Below are 15,740 nucleotides of genomic sequence, written 5' to 3' on the forward strand. Positions count from 1 at the left end.
TCTAGTCCGGTCTGGCCCACGCCAGTTCGACGTGCCGCCGGCCCTGGAAATTTTCGAGGCCGAGGCTGGCGATCAGGGCCGATGGCAGGTCCGCCGCCTGCAATGCCGGCCGCCATGCGCTGGCGGTGGAGATCCTGACCCGATCGTGATGCAGGGCATTGCCGTGGGGTATCGCGGGATATTCCACCGCGCGTTGCAGGTTCGCGCACAGTTCGCCCAGCCGCGCGGCATCGCGGTGGCCGGGGGCGAGCACGAGGAAGCGGCCATCGTCCCACAGCGCGATCGATGCGCACAGCGGCGCGGGCACTTCGCGAAGCCGCCCCGCGATTTCGCGTAGCAGGCTTTCGGAAGCGCGGGTGCCGTGATGGTTGATATAGGCATCCAGTTCATCGACCTGCACCAGCGCGGCGGCAACGGGGCGATCCTGTTTGCGGCAATCGCGCAGGACCAGTTCGGCCCATGCGCGCGATGGCAATCCGCAGCCGGAATCGAACAGCGTTCCGTCGATCACGGCGTGCTGCAGTTCGCGGTTCGATGCGACCAGCTGTCGTTCGCGCGCCTGCCGCCGGTCCTGCTCCCGCTTCAGCCGCAGCAGGGTGCGTACGCGGGCCTGCAGGTCCACCGCCTCCACCGGCTTGGCCACGAAATCGCTGGCACCGGCCATGAACGCCTGCCCCAGCAGCGCAAGATCGCGGCGGCCCGACAGCATCAGGATCGGCACCGATGCGCCGCGCCGGGTGGTGCGAATGGCGGCGGTTGCCTCTATCCCGTCGACGCCCGGCATCATGATGTCCATCACCACCAGATCGAACGATGCCCGTGCGCTGTCCGGATCGATATCGTCCGCCAGTTTCAGGGCGGTATAGGCGGCTTCGGCATCGTGCACGCAAGTCAGGCGGTAGCTGCCGCCCGACGAGATGAGGCGTGCGGTAATCTCCGCCGAATCGGGATCGTCATCCACGATCAGGATGCGCGGGCCGGTCCTGGCAGAGTTCTCGCCGGTGGAAACTACGGTCAGGTTGCTCATCGCTCGTCCTCTTTGATCCATGCCCGCCAGTCGGGCCCGTCGTGCAGCAGCCGGTATCCCGGCAGGCCGCGTTCGTGCAGCGCGGGAAAGGTGCGTCCCATCGCGTCTGCCCCGGTTGCCGCGCGGCTGCTGCGCACTACCTGCACCTTTGCACCTGCAAACTGGCGCATTCCGGCAAGGCGGAAACGCATAGTGCTGGCCGCCCAGATGCCGTCCGCATTGCCGCGATAGGCGATGGCGGCAGGCGCAGCCTCTGCATCGAACAGCACGTCGTTCTGCCCCATAAGTGCAAGGCCGAGTGCGGCCATCTCCGCATCCGCCGCCGCGATCGGCGCGCCGGTCAGCGCGGCGCGCAGGCGTTCGCTTTCCGCATCGGGCGCATTCCACACGAAGAATGCCGCGCCCAGCCAGCCCATCGCGAGCAGGGCGATGATGCCTTTTTCGTCGCCCATCCGGTTGCGCGGCCAGCGGGTTGCCGCCGCCATCGCCAGCGGCAGGGCGAGCGACGCGACTTGCGCGGGCGAGGGCCATTGCTTCGTCAGCCAGCCCAGCGCGGCGGCCAGCAATGCGCAGGATGTGACCGCCAGCGTTGCACGGCGCAACCCGCTTTGCCGCCGCGTGCGCACGAGGATCGCGAACAGGATCGGCGCCGATGCCAGCATCCCCGCAACGGCAAGGCCGAGATCGGCAAGGCCCGGCGGCGGCGCGACCGAAAGCCGGTCCAGTCCGCCAAGGAAGCTCCACGGATCGCCGTTGAAGATCCAGTTGGAGTAGGCAAAGCCAAGGAAGATGAACGCGGCGGGGAACAGCAGCGTCATCATCACCCCTGCGGGGGACCGGCGCATTTGCGCACCGGGCACACACAGCGCGATGGCGGGGATGGCCGCCCAGGCGATGACCAGCCCGAACGGGTCCGACAGTAGGACCACCGGCAGCGACAGCGCGACAAGGATGACATCGTTCACCCGCGTGTTGCGGCGTAAGTTGAACAGGCCGATGGCCAGCATCGACATCCCGGCGTGAAGCGCGGCCCAGCCCGGCCCCTCTGCCACGGATCGCAGCATCAGCGGATTTGCCGCAAGCAGGCCGATCGCCGCCAGCGATGCGCCGCGCGGCATTCCTTCCTGCCGGAACGCGCGGCACCAGCCGGCCAGCATCAGCGCGAAGAACAGCACCGACAGTATCGGCAGCAACACCGGTCCGAAACCGGGCAGGGCAAGCTGCGTGGATATCGCGGCAAGATAGGGCAGCGGCGGAAAGGCGGCGATGACGGACGGCGCACGCACCGCCCCGTCAGCGGCCAGCAGCGTGCGGCCCCACAATTCCAGCGAGGAAAGCGAGGCATAGCCCCCCGCATCCAGCAGCAGCAGGAATGCAAGCAGGCCCGATGCCAGCGAGAGGACGAAGACCGGGCGGAACAGGTCGCCCTGCCGTTCCGGCGCGCGCATCGACGGGGCAAGATCGGGCAGTGAAGGGCCGGCTTCCGGCATCGGCCACGTGCGGGCGTTCATGCGCTTTCCCCGCTGGTTTCCAGCGCTGCTGCCAGTTCGCCGGCCGTGTGTTTCGAAAGCCCGTGCTCGGTCTTTTCCCAATAGAACGGATTGGTCACCAGCTGGAACAGGCCTTTCCACGCCGCAATCGACAGCAATACCCAGTATGCCACGACCGTCGGTGCCCATGGCGTCAGTTCCAGCCAGTTGCGGCGGAACGGGGCCAGCATCATCAGGAAGATGAGGAGACCGTTGCCCGCCAGCAGGTTGAACAGCGAAAGATAGAGCAGCACCGGCGGGAAGAAGATGTCGAACCCTGCCGCCTGCGTCGCGGCCCAAACGATGAACACGGCCCAGAACACCGGGTTGAGCAGGCCCGAAAGCAGCGTGCCGCCCACGAACATGACAAAGCCCAGCACGCCCATCGGCCCCACCTGCTGCGTAAATCGGACGGGGCGCCGCATGTGAACCAGCAGCGTCTGCATATACCCCTTGATCCAGCGTGAACGCTGCCGGATCCAGTTGCCCACGCTGACATTCGCTTCCTCGAACGTGGTGGATTCCACCAGCTTCGTGGCATAGCCCTTCTGCGTCATGCGGATGCCGAGGTCCGCGTCCTCGGTCACGTTGAACGGGTCCCATGCGTGCAGTTCGCGCAGGACCGAGGTGCGGAAATGGTTCGACGTACCGCCCAGCGGGATCGGCACGCCCATGCGTTCCAGGCCGGGCAGCAGCAGATCGAACCACAGCGAATAGTCGAGCGTGAAGAGGCGGGTCAGCCAGTTCTCGTTCCGGTTGTAGTAATTCAGGCGGCACTGCACGCAGGCCACCTTCTTCGGCGCGCGGGCGAATGCGGCCACCACGCGCTTCAGCTGGTCCGGCTCCGGCTTGTCTTCCGCATCGTAGATCACGGTGAATTCGCCGCGGGCAAGGCGGAAGGCGTAGTTGCATGCCTTCGGCTTGGTCTGCGGGTGGGACGGCGGGACAAGGACGATCTCGAAGATCTCTTCCAGCCGCAAGGCGCGGGCCGCATCGATCGTGGCGGTGTCGCCTTCCTCCAGCACGATCTTGATGTCGAGCTTCGCCGCCGGATAGTCGAGCCGCCGCAGCGCCGCGGCAAGGATCGGCAGCACGTCGGGTTCACGGAACATGGGGACGAGCACGGTGTAGATCGGCAGATCCTCGTCATGCAGCAGGCCGATGGCGGCATCGATTTCGCGGCGCTGGGCGGCAAGGTCGACCCCGCCGGCCCAGATCGCCACACCCTTGAAGACGAAGTTGCCGAGGTAGAACACGCTCATCAGCGCGTTCAGCGCGATCAGCGTGGCGATCGGCGCGACGACGGCCCCCGCCGCGCAGGCGCTGGCCGCGATCCACATGGCGAAAAGCTGCCACGGCGTGAACACGGTGCGCGCGCTCATCTGCGGGTCGCGTTCGTCCAGTTCGTAAACCGCGCGGTGGGTCCAGCTGGCAGAGAAACGGTCCTGCACCGCATGGCGCAGCGCGCGGCGCGAGGTGACGACGACATCGACCGCGCTGCCATAGCGGCGGCGGATATGCAGCATCGCTTCCGGACCGGGGCGCGCCGTGGCGACGACAAGCCGCCCGCTTTCCCCGCGCCGCCACGGCACGGTCAGCTCGCGCATGTAGTCGTCCACCTCGTCCTCATGCAGCAGGGCGGGTTCTGGCGGCTGGTCCATCAGGTCGACGTGGGACAGGCCGAAACGGTCGGCGAGCGAGCCGTAGAACGTCCGCCCGTCCAGCACGCTGCGCGACATCAGCACATCGGTCAGCGGCAGTTGCCAGCGCTGGGCGAGCATGGCCGCGCCGTCCAGCTGGTCCAGCGTGATGATGCCCTGTTCGACGAGGTGATCGCCGGTCCACGAATCGGTGACGTGCAGGTCAGGCATGAATGTCCGCCTTTGCCTTGATGGGGGAAGCCTCGCGCCGCGCCCGGCGCGTCTGGCGCAGCAGCCAGCCGAACAGCGCCGTCACCAGCGCCCATGCGCCCAGCACTAGCCACGCGCGATTGGCATCGAGCCATCGGGCGGGGTGGAAATCGCCAGCATGATCGATCCGCACCAACCGTTCACGCCGCGAATGCATGGCAAAGGCGCGGCTTCCCGCATCGAACAGGGCAACGTCGCCATAGGACAGCTCGGCCCCGGCGGGCAGGTCGGCCAGCCGTTCGAAACCGGTGCCGGGGCGAATCCAGACCACCGGATGGCCACGATCGTCCAGCAGCTGTGCCACGGTAAGCCGCGCCAGGGTCTCGCCGGAAAACAGGGTTTGCCCTTCCGCGTCGCGGATGCGGGCATCGTGGCGATCCATCGGAATCGGAGCTTTCAGGCCGGGCGGAGCGCGGTCCGCCACGCGGATTTGCGGTCCGGTCGCCGATACCGCGCCAAACCGCACCGTTATCGACGCGGCAGGCGGGATCATGCCGGACAGCAGGCGCGACAGCGCGGCAATCTGCGCATCGTTGCCGCGCATTACCTCGGGCAGGACCAGCGTTACACCCGAAGCAAAGGCGGCGGGCAGGTCGCTGAAGTCGGTGATTCCCCCCGCCGCTTCGAAGGCGGCATGGCTTTCGGGAAGGAGCGATATGCGGCGAAGCTCCGGCTGGCCCGTTGCATCCACCCTTTCGCGAGTCAGCACGTTGACGTCGATGTTGTTCACCGTCGCGGCCAGCCCGTCGGGCACGGCGGCGCGGATGGTGCTGCGCTCTCCGGGCCGGATCGTGCGTGAAGCCAGCAGGCGGCCGTTCAGCGCGACGGTCGCCACGGCGGGCAAATCGTCGGCATCAGGTGCCAGCTTCACGTGAACGACCAGCGCGGAGAGCGCCCGACCGGCGGGAATGCGAATGGAAGGCAGAGGAATGCCCCATCCCCCCCGGTCGGAAATCGACATGTCGGCAGTGTCGGCATCCAGCGATGCGAAAGAGAGCTTGTCCACATTGCGCGCCACGGGCGCGGCGGTGCGATCCGATCCGGCGATAATGGCCGCGACTTCGCGTTCGCGGGATGCATCTTCTGCGCGCGCGGGCAGGGCGGGCGCGGCCATGCCCGCCGCCAGTGCCAGCGCGATCAAACCGCCAATCGCCTTTCGCCTGCCGCCCATGTGCGCGTACTGCCCCCAATGCCTGACAGGCATTCTAGGAGCGGTGGACGCTGTCCGGTAACGAAGGCGGCACCATTACGGACCTTTCGCGCACGATTGCGCATGGGCCGCTATCGCGGCTAAGCCTTTGCCCGATGCCGCACCGCCCGCACCATGTAGGGATCCTCGCCGTGCTTCTGGCCGGGCTTGCCGGCTATGTCGATGCCGTGGGCTTCCTGTCCAGCGGCGGGTACTTCGTGTCGTTCATGAGCGGGAATTCCACGCGGCTGGGCGTCGGCCTTGGCGAAGGGACGCGGGCCGTGGGGCTGGCGCTGCTGCTGATCCTGTCTTTCCTGTCCGGCACGGTGGGCGGCGCGCTGCTGCGGCGCTGCGTTCGCCCTGCGGCGAAGGAGCCGGCGGTGCTGGTGGCAGTGGCCGCGGTGCTGATGCTGGCGGCGGCGACGTTCGCGCTGGCCGACCGGTTTGTCGCCATGATGCTGATCGCGTCCGCGATGGGTGCGATGAACCTTGCCTTTGAAGTCGACGGCGATGTGCGCGTCGGCATCACGTACATGACCGGCACTCTGGTAAAGCTGGGCATCCGTGTGGCGGAGGCACTGACCGGCGGGCCGCGCTGGAACTGGTTTCCCTACCTGCTGCTGTGGGGCGGACTGGTCGCGGGCGGCGCACTGGGGGCGCTGGTCTGGGTAACGGTGGACGGTATCGCGCTGTGGATGGCCGCCGCCTATGCCGCGCTGGTCGCGGGCGGGGTCAGTGTGTCTCGCCTGAGAAACTAGAGCTTCGCGGCGACCGTTTCGATCCCGAAGCCGTAACCCGCGATCCCCGCGCCGCAGATCACCGCCGTGGCGATGCCGGAAATATAGCTCTTGTGCCGGAATTCCTCGCGCGCATGGACGTTCGAGATGTGCACTTCGGCAATCGGACCGTCGAATGCGGACAGCGCATCGCGCAGCGCGATGGAGGTGTGGGTGAAGGCGCCGGGGTTGATGACGATCGCGGCGCTGGTTTCGCGCGCGGCGTGGATGGCGTCGATCAGTTCGTGTTCGGCGTTGGACTGGAAGAACGCGGCTTCATGGCCCAGCGCCGAGCACTTGTCACGGCACAGCGCTTCCACGTCGGCCAGCGTGGCGTGGCCGTAAATCTCCGGCTCCCGCTTGCCCAGCAGGTTGAGGTTCGGGCCGTTGAGGATGGTGATCGTTGCCATGATGGCCGCAGCTTTAAGCGGCGCCCGCGGTTTGGGCAACCATGCGCGCGCGGGCGGCGAAATCGCGGCGGGTGAGGGGGCGTCCCTTGGACTCTTCCTCGCAAGTGGGGGGCACGGGGCGCAGGCAGGCTACGCCTGCGCCGAGGACGTGGCCGAGTTTCTCGAACTTGCCGGTAAAGGCGCGGTGGTCCCAGCCGTGCTGCCCCGCGGCTTCCACCTTGCGCGCGATCGATCCGTAGATGCCGGTTGCCGACAGGATCGCCCAGCGGGAACGCAGCGGCAGCCGCGCCGCGCCGATGCGGGCCGAAGCCTCGTAAGCGCGGGCCATGGCGCAGGCATCATGGACCATCGCGACGAGTTCGGGCCGGTACATCGGCTTCATGTGCTGGCCGGGCGCGATGTCCGCTTCCACCAGCCATTCGACGGGCAGGTAACATCGGCCTGCCGCGTCATCTTCCCACAAATCGCGCACGATATTGGCCAGCTGGAACGCGATGCCGAGGTCGCATGCCCTGTCGAGCGTATCATCGTCCCCGTCGGGCACGCCCATCACCTTGGCCATCATCACGCCGACCGCGCCCGCCACGTGGTAGCAGTATTGCAGCATGTCGGCTTCGCTGCGCGGTCGCCAGTCGTCGGCGTCCATCGCGAACCCCGCGATCACGTCGTCGCACATCTCCGCCGTCAGCCCGCATTCGCGCGCCATCACGCCCAGCCCGTCGAAATTGGCGTCGCCGCTCGGCTTTCCGGCCAGTGCCAGCGCGGTCTTGTCACGGATGGTGGCAAGGCGCGCGGCGGCGTCGGACTGGTCGCCCAGCGCTCCGCCCAGCTCCTGCGCATCGGCAAGATCGTCCGCAGCGCGGCACCAGCCATAGAGCAGCCAGACCCGTTCGCGCGTGGTACGGTCGAACAGCATCGATGCAGCGGCAAAGCTTTTCGATCCGCGCGCGATGGTATCGCGGGCATGGGCAACGAGTTGCGAACGGTCCTGCAAGTGCGGTTCAGCCTTTAGCGAGATCGGCGATCATCAGCCGCGCCGTTGCCCGCGCGGAACCGACGACACCGGGAATACCCGCGCCCGGATGGGTGCCCGCGCCTACGAAATAGAGGTTGCCGATCTCATCGTCGCGGTTGTGTGCGCGGAACCACGCGCTTTGCGTCAATATCGGCTCAAGGCTGAAGGCGCTGCCCATGTGCGCGGCAAGGTCGGTGCCGAAATCGGCGGGTGTATAGTGGAACTTCGTCACGATCCGCGAATGGATGTCGGGGATCAGGCGGCGGCCCACTTCGTCCAGCACCCGTTTTTCCAGCTGCGGCCCAACCACGTCCCAGTCCACCGAAAGCTTGCCCATGTGGGCGACGGGGACAAGGGCATAGAACGTGCTCATCCCTTCTGGCGCCATCGACGGATCGGTGACGGTGGGATGATGCAGGTAGATGGAAAAGTCGCGCGGCAGCACGCCGGACTTGTAGATGTCGTCCAGCAGCCCTTTGTAGCGCGGGCCGAACAGGATCATGTGGTGCGGAATACCGGGCCATGCGCCTTCGACCCCGAAATGCACGACGAACAGCGACGGGCTCCACCGCTTTTTCGCAAGGCTTTTCGCCATCGCCGGTCCGCGCCGGTTGGCCGAAAGCAGGTCGCGGTAGGAATGCATAAGGTCTGCATTCGTGGCGACCGCGTCGAATTTCTCGCTCCACCCGCTGTTACAGGTGACGCCGGTGGCGCGGTTGCCCACCGTTTCGATGCGCGAAACCGGATCGCCCAGCCGCACGGTGCCGCCCAGCCGCTCGAAATGTTTGACCATCCCCGCGATCAGCCGGTTGGTGCCGCCCTTCGCCCACCACACGCCGCCGTCCTTCTCCAGCTTGTGGATCAGGGCGTAGATCGCGCTTGTCGTCATCGGGTTGCCGCCGACGAGCAGCGTGTGGAACGACAGCGCCTCGCGCAGCTTCGGGTTCTTCACGAAGCGGGAAACCATGGAATAGACGCTGCGCCATGCCTGGTACTTCGCCAGCGAGGGCGCGGCCTTTATCATGGCGGAAAAGCTGAGGAACGGCACGTGCCCCAGCTTCAGGTAGCCTTCCTTGTAGACCCCTTCGGAATAGGCGGAGAACTCGGCATATCCGGCCACATCCTCGGGGTTCAGCCGGTCGATTTCCGCCGCCAGCTTCGCCGCGTCGTTCGAATAGTCGAAAGTCGTTCCGTCATCCCATTGCAGGCGGTAGAACGGCATGACCGGCATCAGCTCGACATCGTCCGCCATGTCATGATCGGTCAGCCGCCAAAGCTGGGCAAGGCAGTCGGGATCGGTAACGACGGTCGGCCCGGCATCGAACGTGAAGCCGTCCCTGTTCCAGACATAGGCACGCCCGCCGGGCTTGTCCCGCGCCTCTATCACCGTTGTCGCAATCCCTGCGGACTGCAACCGGATGGCAAGGGCAAGGCCGCCGAATCCGGCGCCGATCACGGCGGCGCGCGCAGGGTGTTGTGCAGGGTCGGTCATCGGGTTCCTTCCAGTGCGCCCGGCGCGCCGATTCCGGCAAGCACCATCGCGGCCCGCGTTACGGGCACCGGGGGTTTCCCGGCCAGTACGCGGGCCATGTCGGCAAACGTGCTTAGGCCTGCGTAGAACCGTTCAATCAATCTTTCGTCAAGCCCGTAGAACCGCTGGAGCACCTTGTAACGCTCTTGCGGGGCAGAAGCTCCGAACAACATTTTCGCAAGGGTGCGATAGAACATGCCGCGCCGCCAGTGCCGCTCTGCATAGCGGCGGGAAAAGCGGGCAAGGCTGGTGCTGTCCAGCTTCGGCAGGTCGGCCAGCGAACTGGCAAAGCGCACAGCATCGGGCAGGGAATAGCTGGTCAGCGGCTGGAACAGGCCCGCCCGCACGCCCGCGCGGCCCACCCCTGCATTGCCGGTGCGCCAGAACGCATCGAAATCGCCGCCGGTGACGACGGGCAAGACGCCCGTTTCCACCCGCGTCGTTGCCGCGATCTGCCACCCTTGCGCATCGGCATAGGCGGCAATCCGGTCCAGCAGGGCATTACGCTCCAGATCCGGCGCGTCGCTGTAATAAGTATCCTCGACAAAGACATGCCGGTCGGAAAAGGGCAGGACATAGACGAAGCGGTATCCGTCAAGCTGGTCGACGGTTGCGTCCATCACCACTGGCCGGGAAATGCCGTGGGGCCGGTCGCATTCCAGCATTGCGCCAACGAATTTCTGCCACCCGCCGTTGAGGTTGGACAAAAGGTCGCGCGAAAGGCCGCGTGCGTCGATCACGCCATCGGCCTCTATGCGGGAGCCATCGTCAAGCGCGATGCCGCCTGCTTCCACGCCGCTGACCGACTGGCGCAGCCGGATCGCGTCTGCGGGCAATGCCTCTGCCACGGCGGCGGCCAGATTTTCGGAAGTGACGCTGCGATAGGGCGTCTTCAACATGCGCGAAAACGCCGGAAAATGCACTTCGTAGCCGCCGTCCCAGCGTGCGGCGCACAGCGGATCGACCAGTGTACGGTTTGCGCGGGCGATGTCGCTGGCGAAAAAGGACCAGACGTGGTTGCCGCCGATCGCATCGCCCGCCTCCACGATAACCACCGAAAGGTCGGGGCGGCGTGCCTTCAGCGCCAGTGCGATCAGGGATCCGGCAAGCCCTCCGCCTGCTATCGCGATGTCGAAACGCTGCGTCATCGGGCAGACTGCTTGCACGGCTTGCGGGTTGGTGCAAGCGTTCCAGTACCGCGCGAACCGCACTGGCGCGGTAAACGGGCGATGCCTGCCCACGGAACGGGACCGCCGCGCAAGCGTTGGCTGGGGGTAGGATGTAACATGGGGACGAACGCTTGAACGATGCCGCCCGAATTTTCGCGACAGTCCGGCAGACGGTATGGCCGGACGCGGCAAAATCATGCGCCCTTGCAGCGGCCCTTGCCGGTTATCTTTGCGCTGCCACGCCCGCATTCGCCAACTCTTCCGATACGCAGGCGGGCGACTTTGCGCAGCCCAACCTCGACGATGCCTTCGACGGGGACTACGCGATCGTGGCCGTGGGCGCGGGATATGTGCCCGATTACGACGGGTCCGACGATTACGGCTTCCAGTTCGGCGGGGCGGTGCGCGGTGAAGTATCCGGCATCGGTTTCGCCACGCGCGGCATCGGTATCGAACTTGACGTGATGCCCGATCTTCCCGGCGACATCGACGTCTCTTTCGGGCCGGACCTGCGTTATCGCAAGGTTCGCACCGGATCGGTCGACGATGCCGTCGTCGATCTGCTGCCGAAGCTGAAAAGCACTGTCGAACTGGGCTTTGGCGCGGGCGTTTCGGTAAAGAACGTGCTGACCCCGCTCGATTCCATCTCGCTCAGCGGCGGGACGCGGTGGGACATTTCCGGCCATGGCGGCGGACAGTCGATCAGCGCGCAGGTTTCCTACTTCACCGCCCTGTCGCAGGGGATGGGCGCGGGCCTGTCGGTCGGCACCAGCTGGCACGACGGAAAATACGCCGATTACTACTACTCCATCACGCCCGAAGGCAGCGCGGCAACGGGCGGCGCATTGCCGGTCTATGACGCGAAAGGCGGGATGAAGAGCTGGGACGCGAGAGCCTATTACGGCATCGACCTCGACGGAAATTTCCGGAACGGCGGCTTCGGCATCGCCGCCGCCATCAGCTACGAACGGCTGGTGAACAGCGCCGCCGAAACGCCGATCGTGTCGATGCGGGGGAGCCACAACCAGTTCGCGGTGCTGGCGGGCATCGGCTACGTGTTCTGACGGGCAGGCACCGGTTTTCAAAACTTGCGTTATTGTTCGCGCGCGATCTAATTCGCGTCATGCGACGTAACGATTTTCTGGCGGTACTGGCCCTTTTCGGTTTCGCTTTTCTTGTCCGCCACGCCACGTTCGGCAATCCGACGCTGGAACCTGACGAAAGTTTCTACCTCCTCGTCGGGATAAAGATGCATGACGGGCTGTTGCCCTACGTCGATATTTACGATCGCAAGCCGTTCGGCCTGTTTGTCATCTACTACCTCATAACCTTCGTTACCGAACAACCTGCCGGCTACCAGATCGTGGCCACACTATTTGCCGGGGCGACGGCTGTCGTCATCTATCTGTTCCGTCCGGATCGGTACGGGGTTCTGGGAGGTTTTCTCTATCTGGCGGGGCTGAACCTCGTTTTCGGAAACGGCGGACAATCGCCTGTCTTCTACAACCTGCTCATTGCCGTCGCGGCCTTGATGGTGCGCCGGGACCGCCATGTCCTAATGGCGATGGTGCTGTGCGGAATTGCAATCACGATCAAGCACAGCGCGGTGTTCGAAAGTATCTGGCTGGGCCTCTACGCGATGCGCACGCGGCCATGGCGTTACATGCCTAAAATGGTGGCCCTGGGCTGTTTGCCCTTCGCATTGACTGTTCTTCCGTTTCTCGGGCATTTGCAGACATTCTGGGATTGCGTGATCAGCGCTCCGCTCGACAACGATGTGCAGTCGCCAGTGCTTGGTCTGAAGCGCTTGATCGAAGCGTTCCCGGTGGTTGTCACAGGGTTCGGTGGGCTGCTGCTGGCGAAAAACCGGGCATTTCTCGGCGGATGGATCGGCTTTACGATCCTGAGCTTTCTCGCCATCCCTAACTATTACCCGCATTACCTGTTGCCGGCGATACTGCCCTTGTCGATCGCCGCAACGCATTTGCGTTGGGGCGTATTGCCCTTTCTGGCACTTGCGATTTGGATGAAATGGCCGTTTGATTACGAACGCACACACCAAGCGCGCATCGAGTTCGAACGGCTGGATCGTGCTGTCGCCGCGCAACAGGGAGTGCTTGCGGTGCGGCACGGTCCAGTTCTGCTCTATCGCGACCGGGCTATGCCTCATAATGTCTGGCAGCCGATGGGAGAGATCGTGATCGACCTCTGTGACGAGGCCGATTTTCTCTACCTGCCGCGCGAGCAGACATTTGGCGTGTGCATCACGCGCGGCGGAATGCGGATTGATCCGGAATAGTCGGCAAGTGCAGCGTTCACCGCTGGACGAAGTTGCAACTTGCGCCTAGGTTGCGCCGCGAACCCCGGGGAGCGAGCTATTCGCTGAGAGGGATGGGTAGCGCCATCCGACCCGTCGAACCTGAACCCGTTAATCCGGGCGGAGGGAAGGGAACCGCGCCATAATTCCAATCCGGGCGCTATCCCCCTCCAGCCTACCCGGAACAGCGGCGCGGCAATGCTATTGAAGGAGGGAAAGTCATGCCTGTTATCGACGCCACCGCCTGGACAGCGATGCTGCTGGGCCTGTTCGCCATCTTTGCCGCCGTCGGATCGCTGCGCAAGCCGGGTATCTGGCAGACGCTGATCAAGGAGGTGGAGGCCAGCCCCGCGCTGCAGATGATATCGGGCGTTGCCGAACTGGCGGCGGGCGCGGCGATCTATCTCGTCAATCCGTGGGTGCCGTCCGACCTGCTGGCCATCGCCATGCGGGTGATCGGCGGGATCATGATGCTGGAGGCGCTGGTCGTCGTCGGCTTCTCGGACATTTATTTCCACTTCTGGCTGCGCAATCTTGCAGTCTTCCACCGCGGCTGGGCCGTGGTGAGCCTTGCCGTCGGCGTGGTGCTGACGGTTGCGGGCGCGCTCCACCTCAACACCGTATCATAGCAGCAGAAAGGCTGACCCCCTCATGGCCGACATCAATTCCAAGCTCGAAATCGGCGTAACCACCGGGCCGATCCGTGGTTCGAAGAAGATCTACGTGGGCAACCGCCGCGTTGCGATGCGCGAGATCAGCCTCGAACCGTCGAGCGGAGAGGCTCCGGTCCGCGTCTACGACACCAGCGGCCCCTACACCGATCCCGACGCGAACATCGACATCTCTGCCGGCCTGCCCGCGCTGCGCCGCCAGTGGATCATGGAACGCGGCGATGTCGAGGAATACGACGCGCGCATGGTGAAGCCGGAAGACAACGGCCAGCTCGGCCCCGACCGCAGCGGCGGCGTGCCCGCGTTCCCCAACGTCGTGAAGCGTCCCCTGCGCGCCAAGGCGGGCATGAACGTGTCGCAGATGCACTACGCCAGGAAGGGCATCATCACGCCCGAAATGGAATACGTGGCGGAGCGTGAGAACCTTGGCCGCGCCATGATGAAGGATCACGTCCGCGACGGTCAGGACTGGGGCGCCGAAATCCCCGAATACGTGACGCCGGAATTCGTCCGCAGCGAAATCGCGCGTGGCCGTGCGATCATTCCGAACAACATCAACCACCCCGAATCCGAACCGATGGCCATCGGTCGCAACTTCCTCGTCAAGATCAACGCCAACATCGGCAACAGCGCCGTGGCGTCGGACGTGGCATCGGAAGTCGACAAGATGGTCTGGTCGATCCGCTGGGGCGCGGATACCGTGATGGACCTGTCGACGGGCCGCAACATCCACGACACCCGCGAATGGATCCTGCGCAACAGCCCCGTGCCCATCGGCACCGTTCCCATCTACCAGGCGCTGGAAAAGGTCGGCGGCATTGCCGAGGACCTGACTTGGGAAGTCTTCCGCGACACGCTGATCGAGCAGGCTGAGCAGGGCGTCGACTACTTCACGATCCACGCGGGCGTGCGCCTGCCCTATGTGCCGCTGGCCGCCAAGCGCGTTACCGGCATCGTCAGCCGCGGCGGCTCGATCATGGCGAAGTGGTGCCTTGCCCACCACAAGGAGAGCTTCCTTTACGAGCACTTCGACGACATCACCGAGATCATGAAGGCCTACGACATTGCCTATTCGCTGGGCGATGGCCTGCGCCCCGGTTCCATCGCCGACGCGAACGACGAGGCGCAGTTTGCCGAGCTTTACACGCTGGGCGAGCTGACCAAGCGTGCGTGGAAGGAAGACGTTCAGGTCATGATCGAAGGCCCCGGCCACGTGCCGATGCACAAGATCAAGGAGAACATGGACAAGCAGCTCGAGGCGTGCGGCGAGGCTCCGTTCTATACGCTCGGGCCCCTCGTCACCGATATCGCGCCGGGTTACGACCATATCACCAGCGGCATCGGCGCGGCGCAGATCGGCTGGTACGGCACGGCGATGCTTTGCTACGTCACACCCAAGGAACACCTTGGCCTGCCCGACCGTGACGACGTGAAGGTCGGCGTGGTGACCTACAAGCTGGCTGCCCACGCGGCCGACCTTGCCAAGGGGCATCCGGCCGCCAAGGTGCGCGACGACGCGCTGAGCCGCGCGCGCTTCGAATTCCGCTGGCGCGACCAGTTCAACCTGTCGCTCGATCCCGACACGGCAGAGCAGTACCACGACCAGACGCTTCCCGCCGAAGGCGCGAAGACCGCGCACTTCTGCTCGATGTGCGGTCCGAAGTTCTGCTCGATGAAGATCAGCCAGGAAGTCCGCGAATTCGCCGCCAGGCAGAACCAGCCGTCAGACCAGTTCATCGCTGCGGAAGCATCCGTCGATGAAGCGGAGAAGGGCATGGAAGAGATGAGCAAGGTCTTCAAGGAAACCGGCTCGGAACTCTACATGGGGCAGGGCGACCGCGAACACGATTGAGGGACGGATCGTCCATGACCGATAAAGTGAAAGGCCCCGCGTCCTACTTCCCTTCCATCGAGAAGAAGTACGGCCAGCCCATCGGCCACTGGCAGGCGCTCATCAAAGAGCGTCTGCCGGCCAGGCACATGGAGCTGGTTTCGTTCCTGAAGGAAGAACACGGCATGGGCCACGGCCACGCCAACGCACTGGTCGCCGCGACGCTGGCGGAGGGCTAGGGCTGGGGCACGACGAGGGTTAGAATGACTCCCCGAATCCTTCAACATATCTGGCTGAAACAGCTCATTGCAATTTGAGTTATTCGGTCACACTTTGGATATTACGCTTTGATATCGACCCAGAAT

14 protein-coding genes and 1 riboswitch are annotated in these 15,740 nt (G+C 65.0%); of the genes, 6 read left to right on the forward strand and 8 right to left on the reverse strand.

Features of this window, described 5'->3' with window-relative positions:
- Window position 1: 1 nt before the first annotated feature.
- From A7A77_RS06125 to A7A77_RS06140, 4 genes are read right to left on the reverse strand one after another with little or no spacing between them, the layout of a single operon-like run.
- On the reverse strand, window positions 2–1,027 hold the full coding sequence (locus A7A77_RS06125; RefSeq protein WP_066555285.1) for a response regulator: 1,026 nt from the start codon (window positions 1,025–1,027) through the stop codon (window positions 2–4).
- Entirely contained in the window at window positions 1,024–2,538 is a 1,515-nt protein-coding gene (locus tag A7A77_RS18145; protein ID WP_066555289.1) for a hypothetical protein, read from the reverse strand. The genes A7A77_RS06125 and A7A77_RS18145 overlap by 4 nt, the downstream gene beginning before the upstream one ends.
- Window positions 2,535–4,427 (reverse strand): glycosyltransferase, encoded by a 1,893-nt coding sequence (locus A7A77_RS06135; protein ID WP_066555291.1) that lies wholly within the window; start codon window positions 4,425–4,427, stop codon window positions 2,535–2,537. The genes A7A77_RS18145 and A7A77_RS06135 overlap by 4 nt, the downstream gene beginning before the upstream one ends.
- The gene (locus A7A77_RS06140; protein ID WP_156500451.1) at window positions 4,420–5,670 is read right to left on the reverse strand and encodes a hypothetical protein; all 1,251 of its coding nucleotides are present in this window, start codon (window positions 5,668–5,670) and stop codon (window positions 4,420–4,422) included. The genes A7A77_RS06135 and A7A77_RS06140 overlap by 8 nt, the downstream gene beginning before the upstream one ends.
- A gap of 137 nt (window positions 5,671–5,807) precedes the next feature.
- Here A7A77_RS06140 and A7A77_RS06145 point away from each other — a divergent pair, with 137 nt between their 5' ends.
- A complete protein-coding gene (locus A7A77_RS06145) occupies window positions 5,808–6,413 on the forward strand; it encodes a YoaK family protein (RefSeq protein WP_245638404.1) in 606 nt (201 codons plus the stop codon).
- Here A7A77_RS06145 and aroQ read toward each other — a convergent pair.
- Genes aroQ through crtY form a run of 4 tightly spaced genes read right to left on the reverse strand, consistent with a single transcriptional unit; the run spans window position 6,410 to window position 10,535 of the window.
- Window positions 6,410–6,841 carry a type II 3-dehydroquinate dehydratase gene (gene aroQ, locus A7A77_RS06150; protein WP_066555299.1) on the reverse strand — a complete coding sequence of 144 codons (432 nt, stop codon included), beginning with the start codon at window positions 6,839–6,841 and terminating at the stop codon, window positions 6,410–6,412. The two genes, A7A77_RS06145 and aroQ, sit on opposite strands and share 4 nt — an antisense overlap.
- Before the next feature lie 13 nt (window positions 6,842–6,854).
- Complete coding sequence (locus tag A7A77_RS06155; RefSeq protein WP_066555302.1) at window positions 6,855–7,835, reverse strand: phytoene/squalene synthase family protein; 981 nt, start codon at window positions 7,833–7,835, stop codon at window positions 6,855–6,857.
- 7 nt (window positions 7,836–7,842) lie between these two features.
- The gene (locus tag A7A77_RS06160) at window positions 7,843–9,348 is read right to left on the reverse strand and encodes a phytoene desaturase (RefSeq protein ID WP_066555305.1); all 1,506 of its coding nucleotides are present in this window, start codon (window positions 9,346–9,348) and stop codon (window positions 7,843–7,845) included.
- Entirely contained in the window at window positions 9,345–10,535 is a 1,191-nt protein-coding gene (gene crtY, locus A7A77_RS06165; protein WP_066555308.1) for a lycopene beta-cyclase CrtY, read from the reverse strand. Before crtY ends, A7A77_RS06160 begins: the two co-directional genes overlap by 4 nt.
- 152 nt (window positions 10,536–10,687) lie before the next feature.
- On the opposite strand from crtY, the gene A7A77_RS06170 reads away from it, so the two are divergent.
- From A7A77_RS06170 to A7A77_RS06190, 5 genes are all read left to right on the forward strand, one after another.
- On the forward strand, window positions 10,688–11,620 hold the full coding sequence (locus tag A7A77_RS06170; RefSeq protein WP_066555311.1) for a MipA/OmpV family protein: 933 nt from the start codon (window positions 10,688–10,690) through the stop codon (window positions 11,618–11,620).
- A gap of 59 nt (window positions 11,621–11,679) precedes the next feature.
- Window positions 11,680–12,855 carry a hypothetical protein gene (locus tag A7A77_RS06175; protein WP_066555313.1) on the forward strand — a complete coding sequence of 392 codons (1,176 nt, stop codon included), beginning with the start codon at window positions 11,680–11,682 and terminating at the stop codon, window positions 12,853–12,855.
- 55 nt (window positions 12,856–12,910) lie between these two features.
- A riboswitch (TPP riboswitch) is annotated at window positions 12,911–13,020 on the forward strand.
- A 74-nt stretch (window positions 13,021–13,094) separates the two neighbouring features.
- Window positions 13,095–13,502 (forward strand): hypothetical protein, encoded by a 408-nt coding sequence (locus A7A77_RS06180; RefSeq protein WP_066555315.1) that lies wholly within the window; start codon window positions 13,095–13,097, stop codon window positions 13,500–13,502.
- 22 nt (window positions 13,503–13,524) lie between these two features.
- Window positions 13,525–15,396 (forward strand): phosphomethylpyrimidine synthase ThiC, encoded by a 1,872-nt coding sequence (gene thiC, locus A7A77_RS06185; RefSeq protein WP_066555318.1) that lies wholly within the window; start codon window positions 13,525–13,527, stop codon window positions 15,394–15,396.
- 14 nt (window positions 15,397–15,410) lie between these two features.
- The gene (locus A7A77_RS06190) at window positions 15,411–15,614 is read left to right on the forward strand and encodes a DUF4287 domain-containing protein (protein ID WP_066555321.1); all 204 of its coding nucleotides are present in this window, start codon (window positions 15,411–15,413) and stop codon (window positions 15,612–15,614) included.
- Window positions 15,615–15,740 lie beyond the last annotated feature (126 nt).

Source organism: Croceicoccus bisphenolivorans (genome assembly GCF_001634625.1).
GTDB classification, from domain to species: Bacteria; Pseudomonadota; Alphaproteobacteria; order Sphingomonadales; family Sphingomonadaceae; genus Croceicoccus; species Croceicoccus bisphenolivorans.

What these genes read in the sequence shown, in the direction of transcription:
- aroQ (WP_066555299.1), bottom strand. Translation starts at nt 6,841, where the DNA reads ATGGCAACGATCACCATCCTCAACGGCCCGAACCTCAACCTGCTGGGC.
- A7A77_RS06175 (WP_066555313.1), top strand. Translation starts at nt 11,680, where the DNA reads ATGCGACGTAACGATTTTCTGGCGGTACTGGCCCTTTTCGGTTTCGCT.
- thiC (WP_066555318.1), top strand. Translation starts at nt 13,525, where the DNA reads ATGGCCGACATCAATTCCAAGCTCGAAATCGGCGTAACCACCGGGCCG.
- A7A77_RS06135 (WP_066555291.1), bottom strand. Translation starts at nt 4,427, where the DNA reads ATGCCTGACCTGCACGTCACCGATTCGTGGACCGGCGATCACCTCGTC.
- A7A77_RS06180 (WP_066555315.1), top strand. Translation starts at nt 13,095, where the DNA reads ATGCCTGTTATCGACGCCACCGCCTGGACAGCGATGCTGCTGGGCCTG.
- A7A77_RS18145 (WP_066555289.1), bottom strand. Translation starts at nt 2,538, where the DNA reads ATGAACGCCCGCACGTGGCCGATGCCGGAAGCCGGCCCTTCACTGCCC.
- A7A77_RS06140 (WP_156500451.1), bottom strand. Translation starts at nt 5,670, where the DNA reads ATGCCTGTCAGGCATTGGGGGCAGTACGCGCACATGGGCGGCAGGCGA.
- crtY (WP_066555308.1), bottom strand. Translation starts at nt 10,535, where the DNA reads ATGACGCAGCGTTTCGACATCGCGATAGCAGGCGGAGGGCTTGCCGGA.
- A7A77_RS06190 (WP_066555321.1), top strand. Translation starts at nt 15,411, where the DNA reads ATGACCGATAAAGTGAAAGGCCCCGCGTCCTACTTCCCTTCCATCGAG.
- A7A77_RS06125 (WP_066555285.1), bottom strand. Translation starts at nt 1,027, where the DNA reads ATGAGCAACCTGACCGTAGTTTCCACCGGCGAGAACTCTGCCAGGACC.
- A7A77_RS06160 (WP_066555305.1), bottom strand. Translation starts at nt 9,348, where the DNA reads ATGACCGACCCTGCACAACACCCTGCGCGCGCCGCCGTGATCGGCGCC.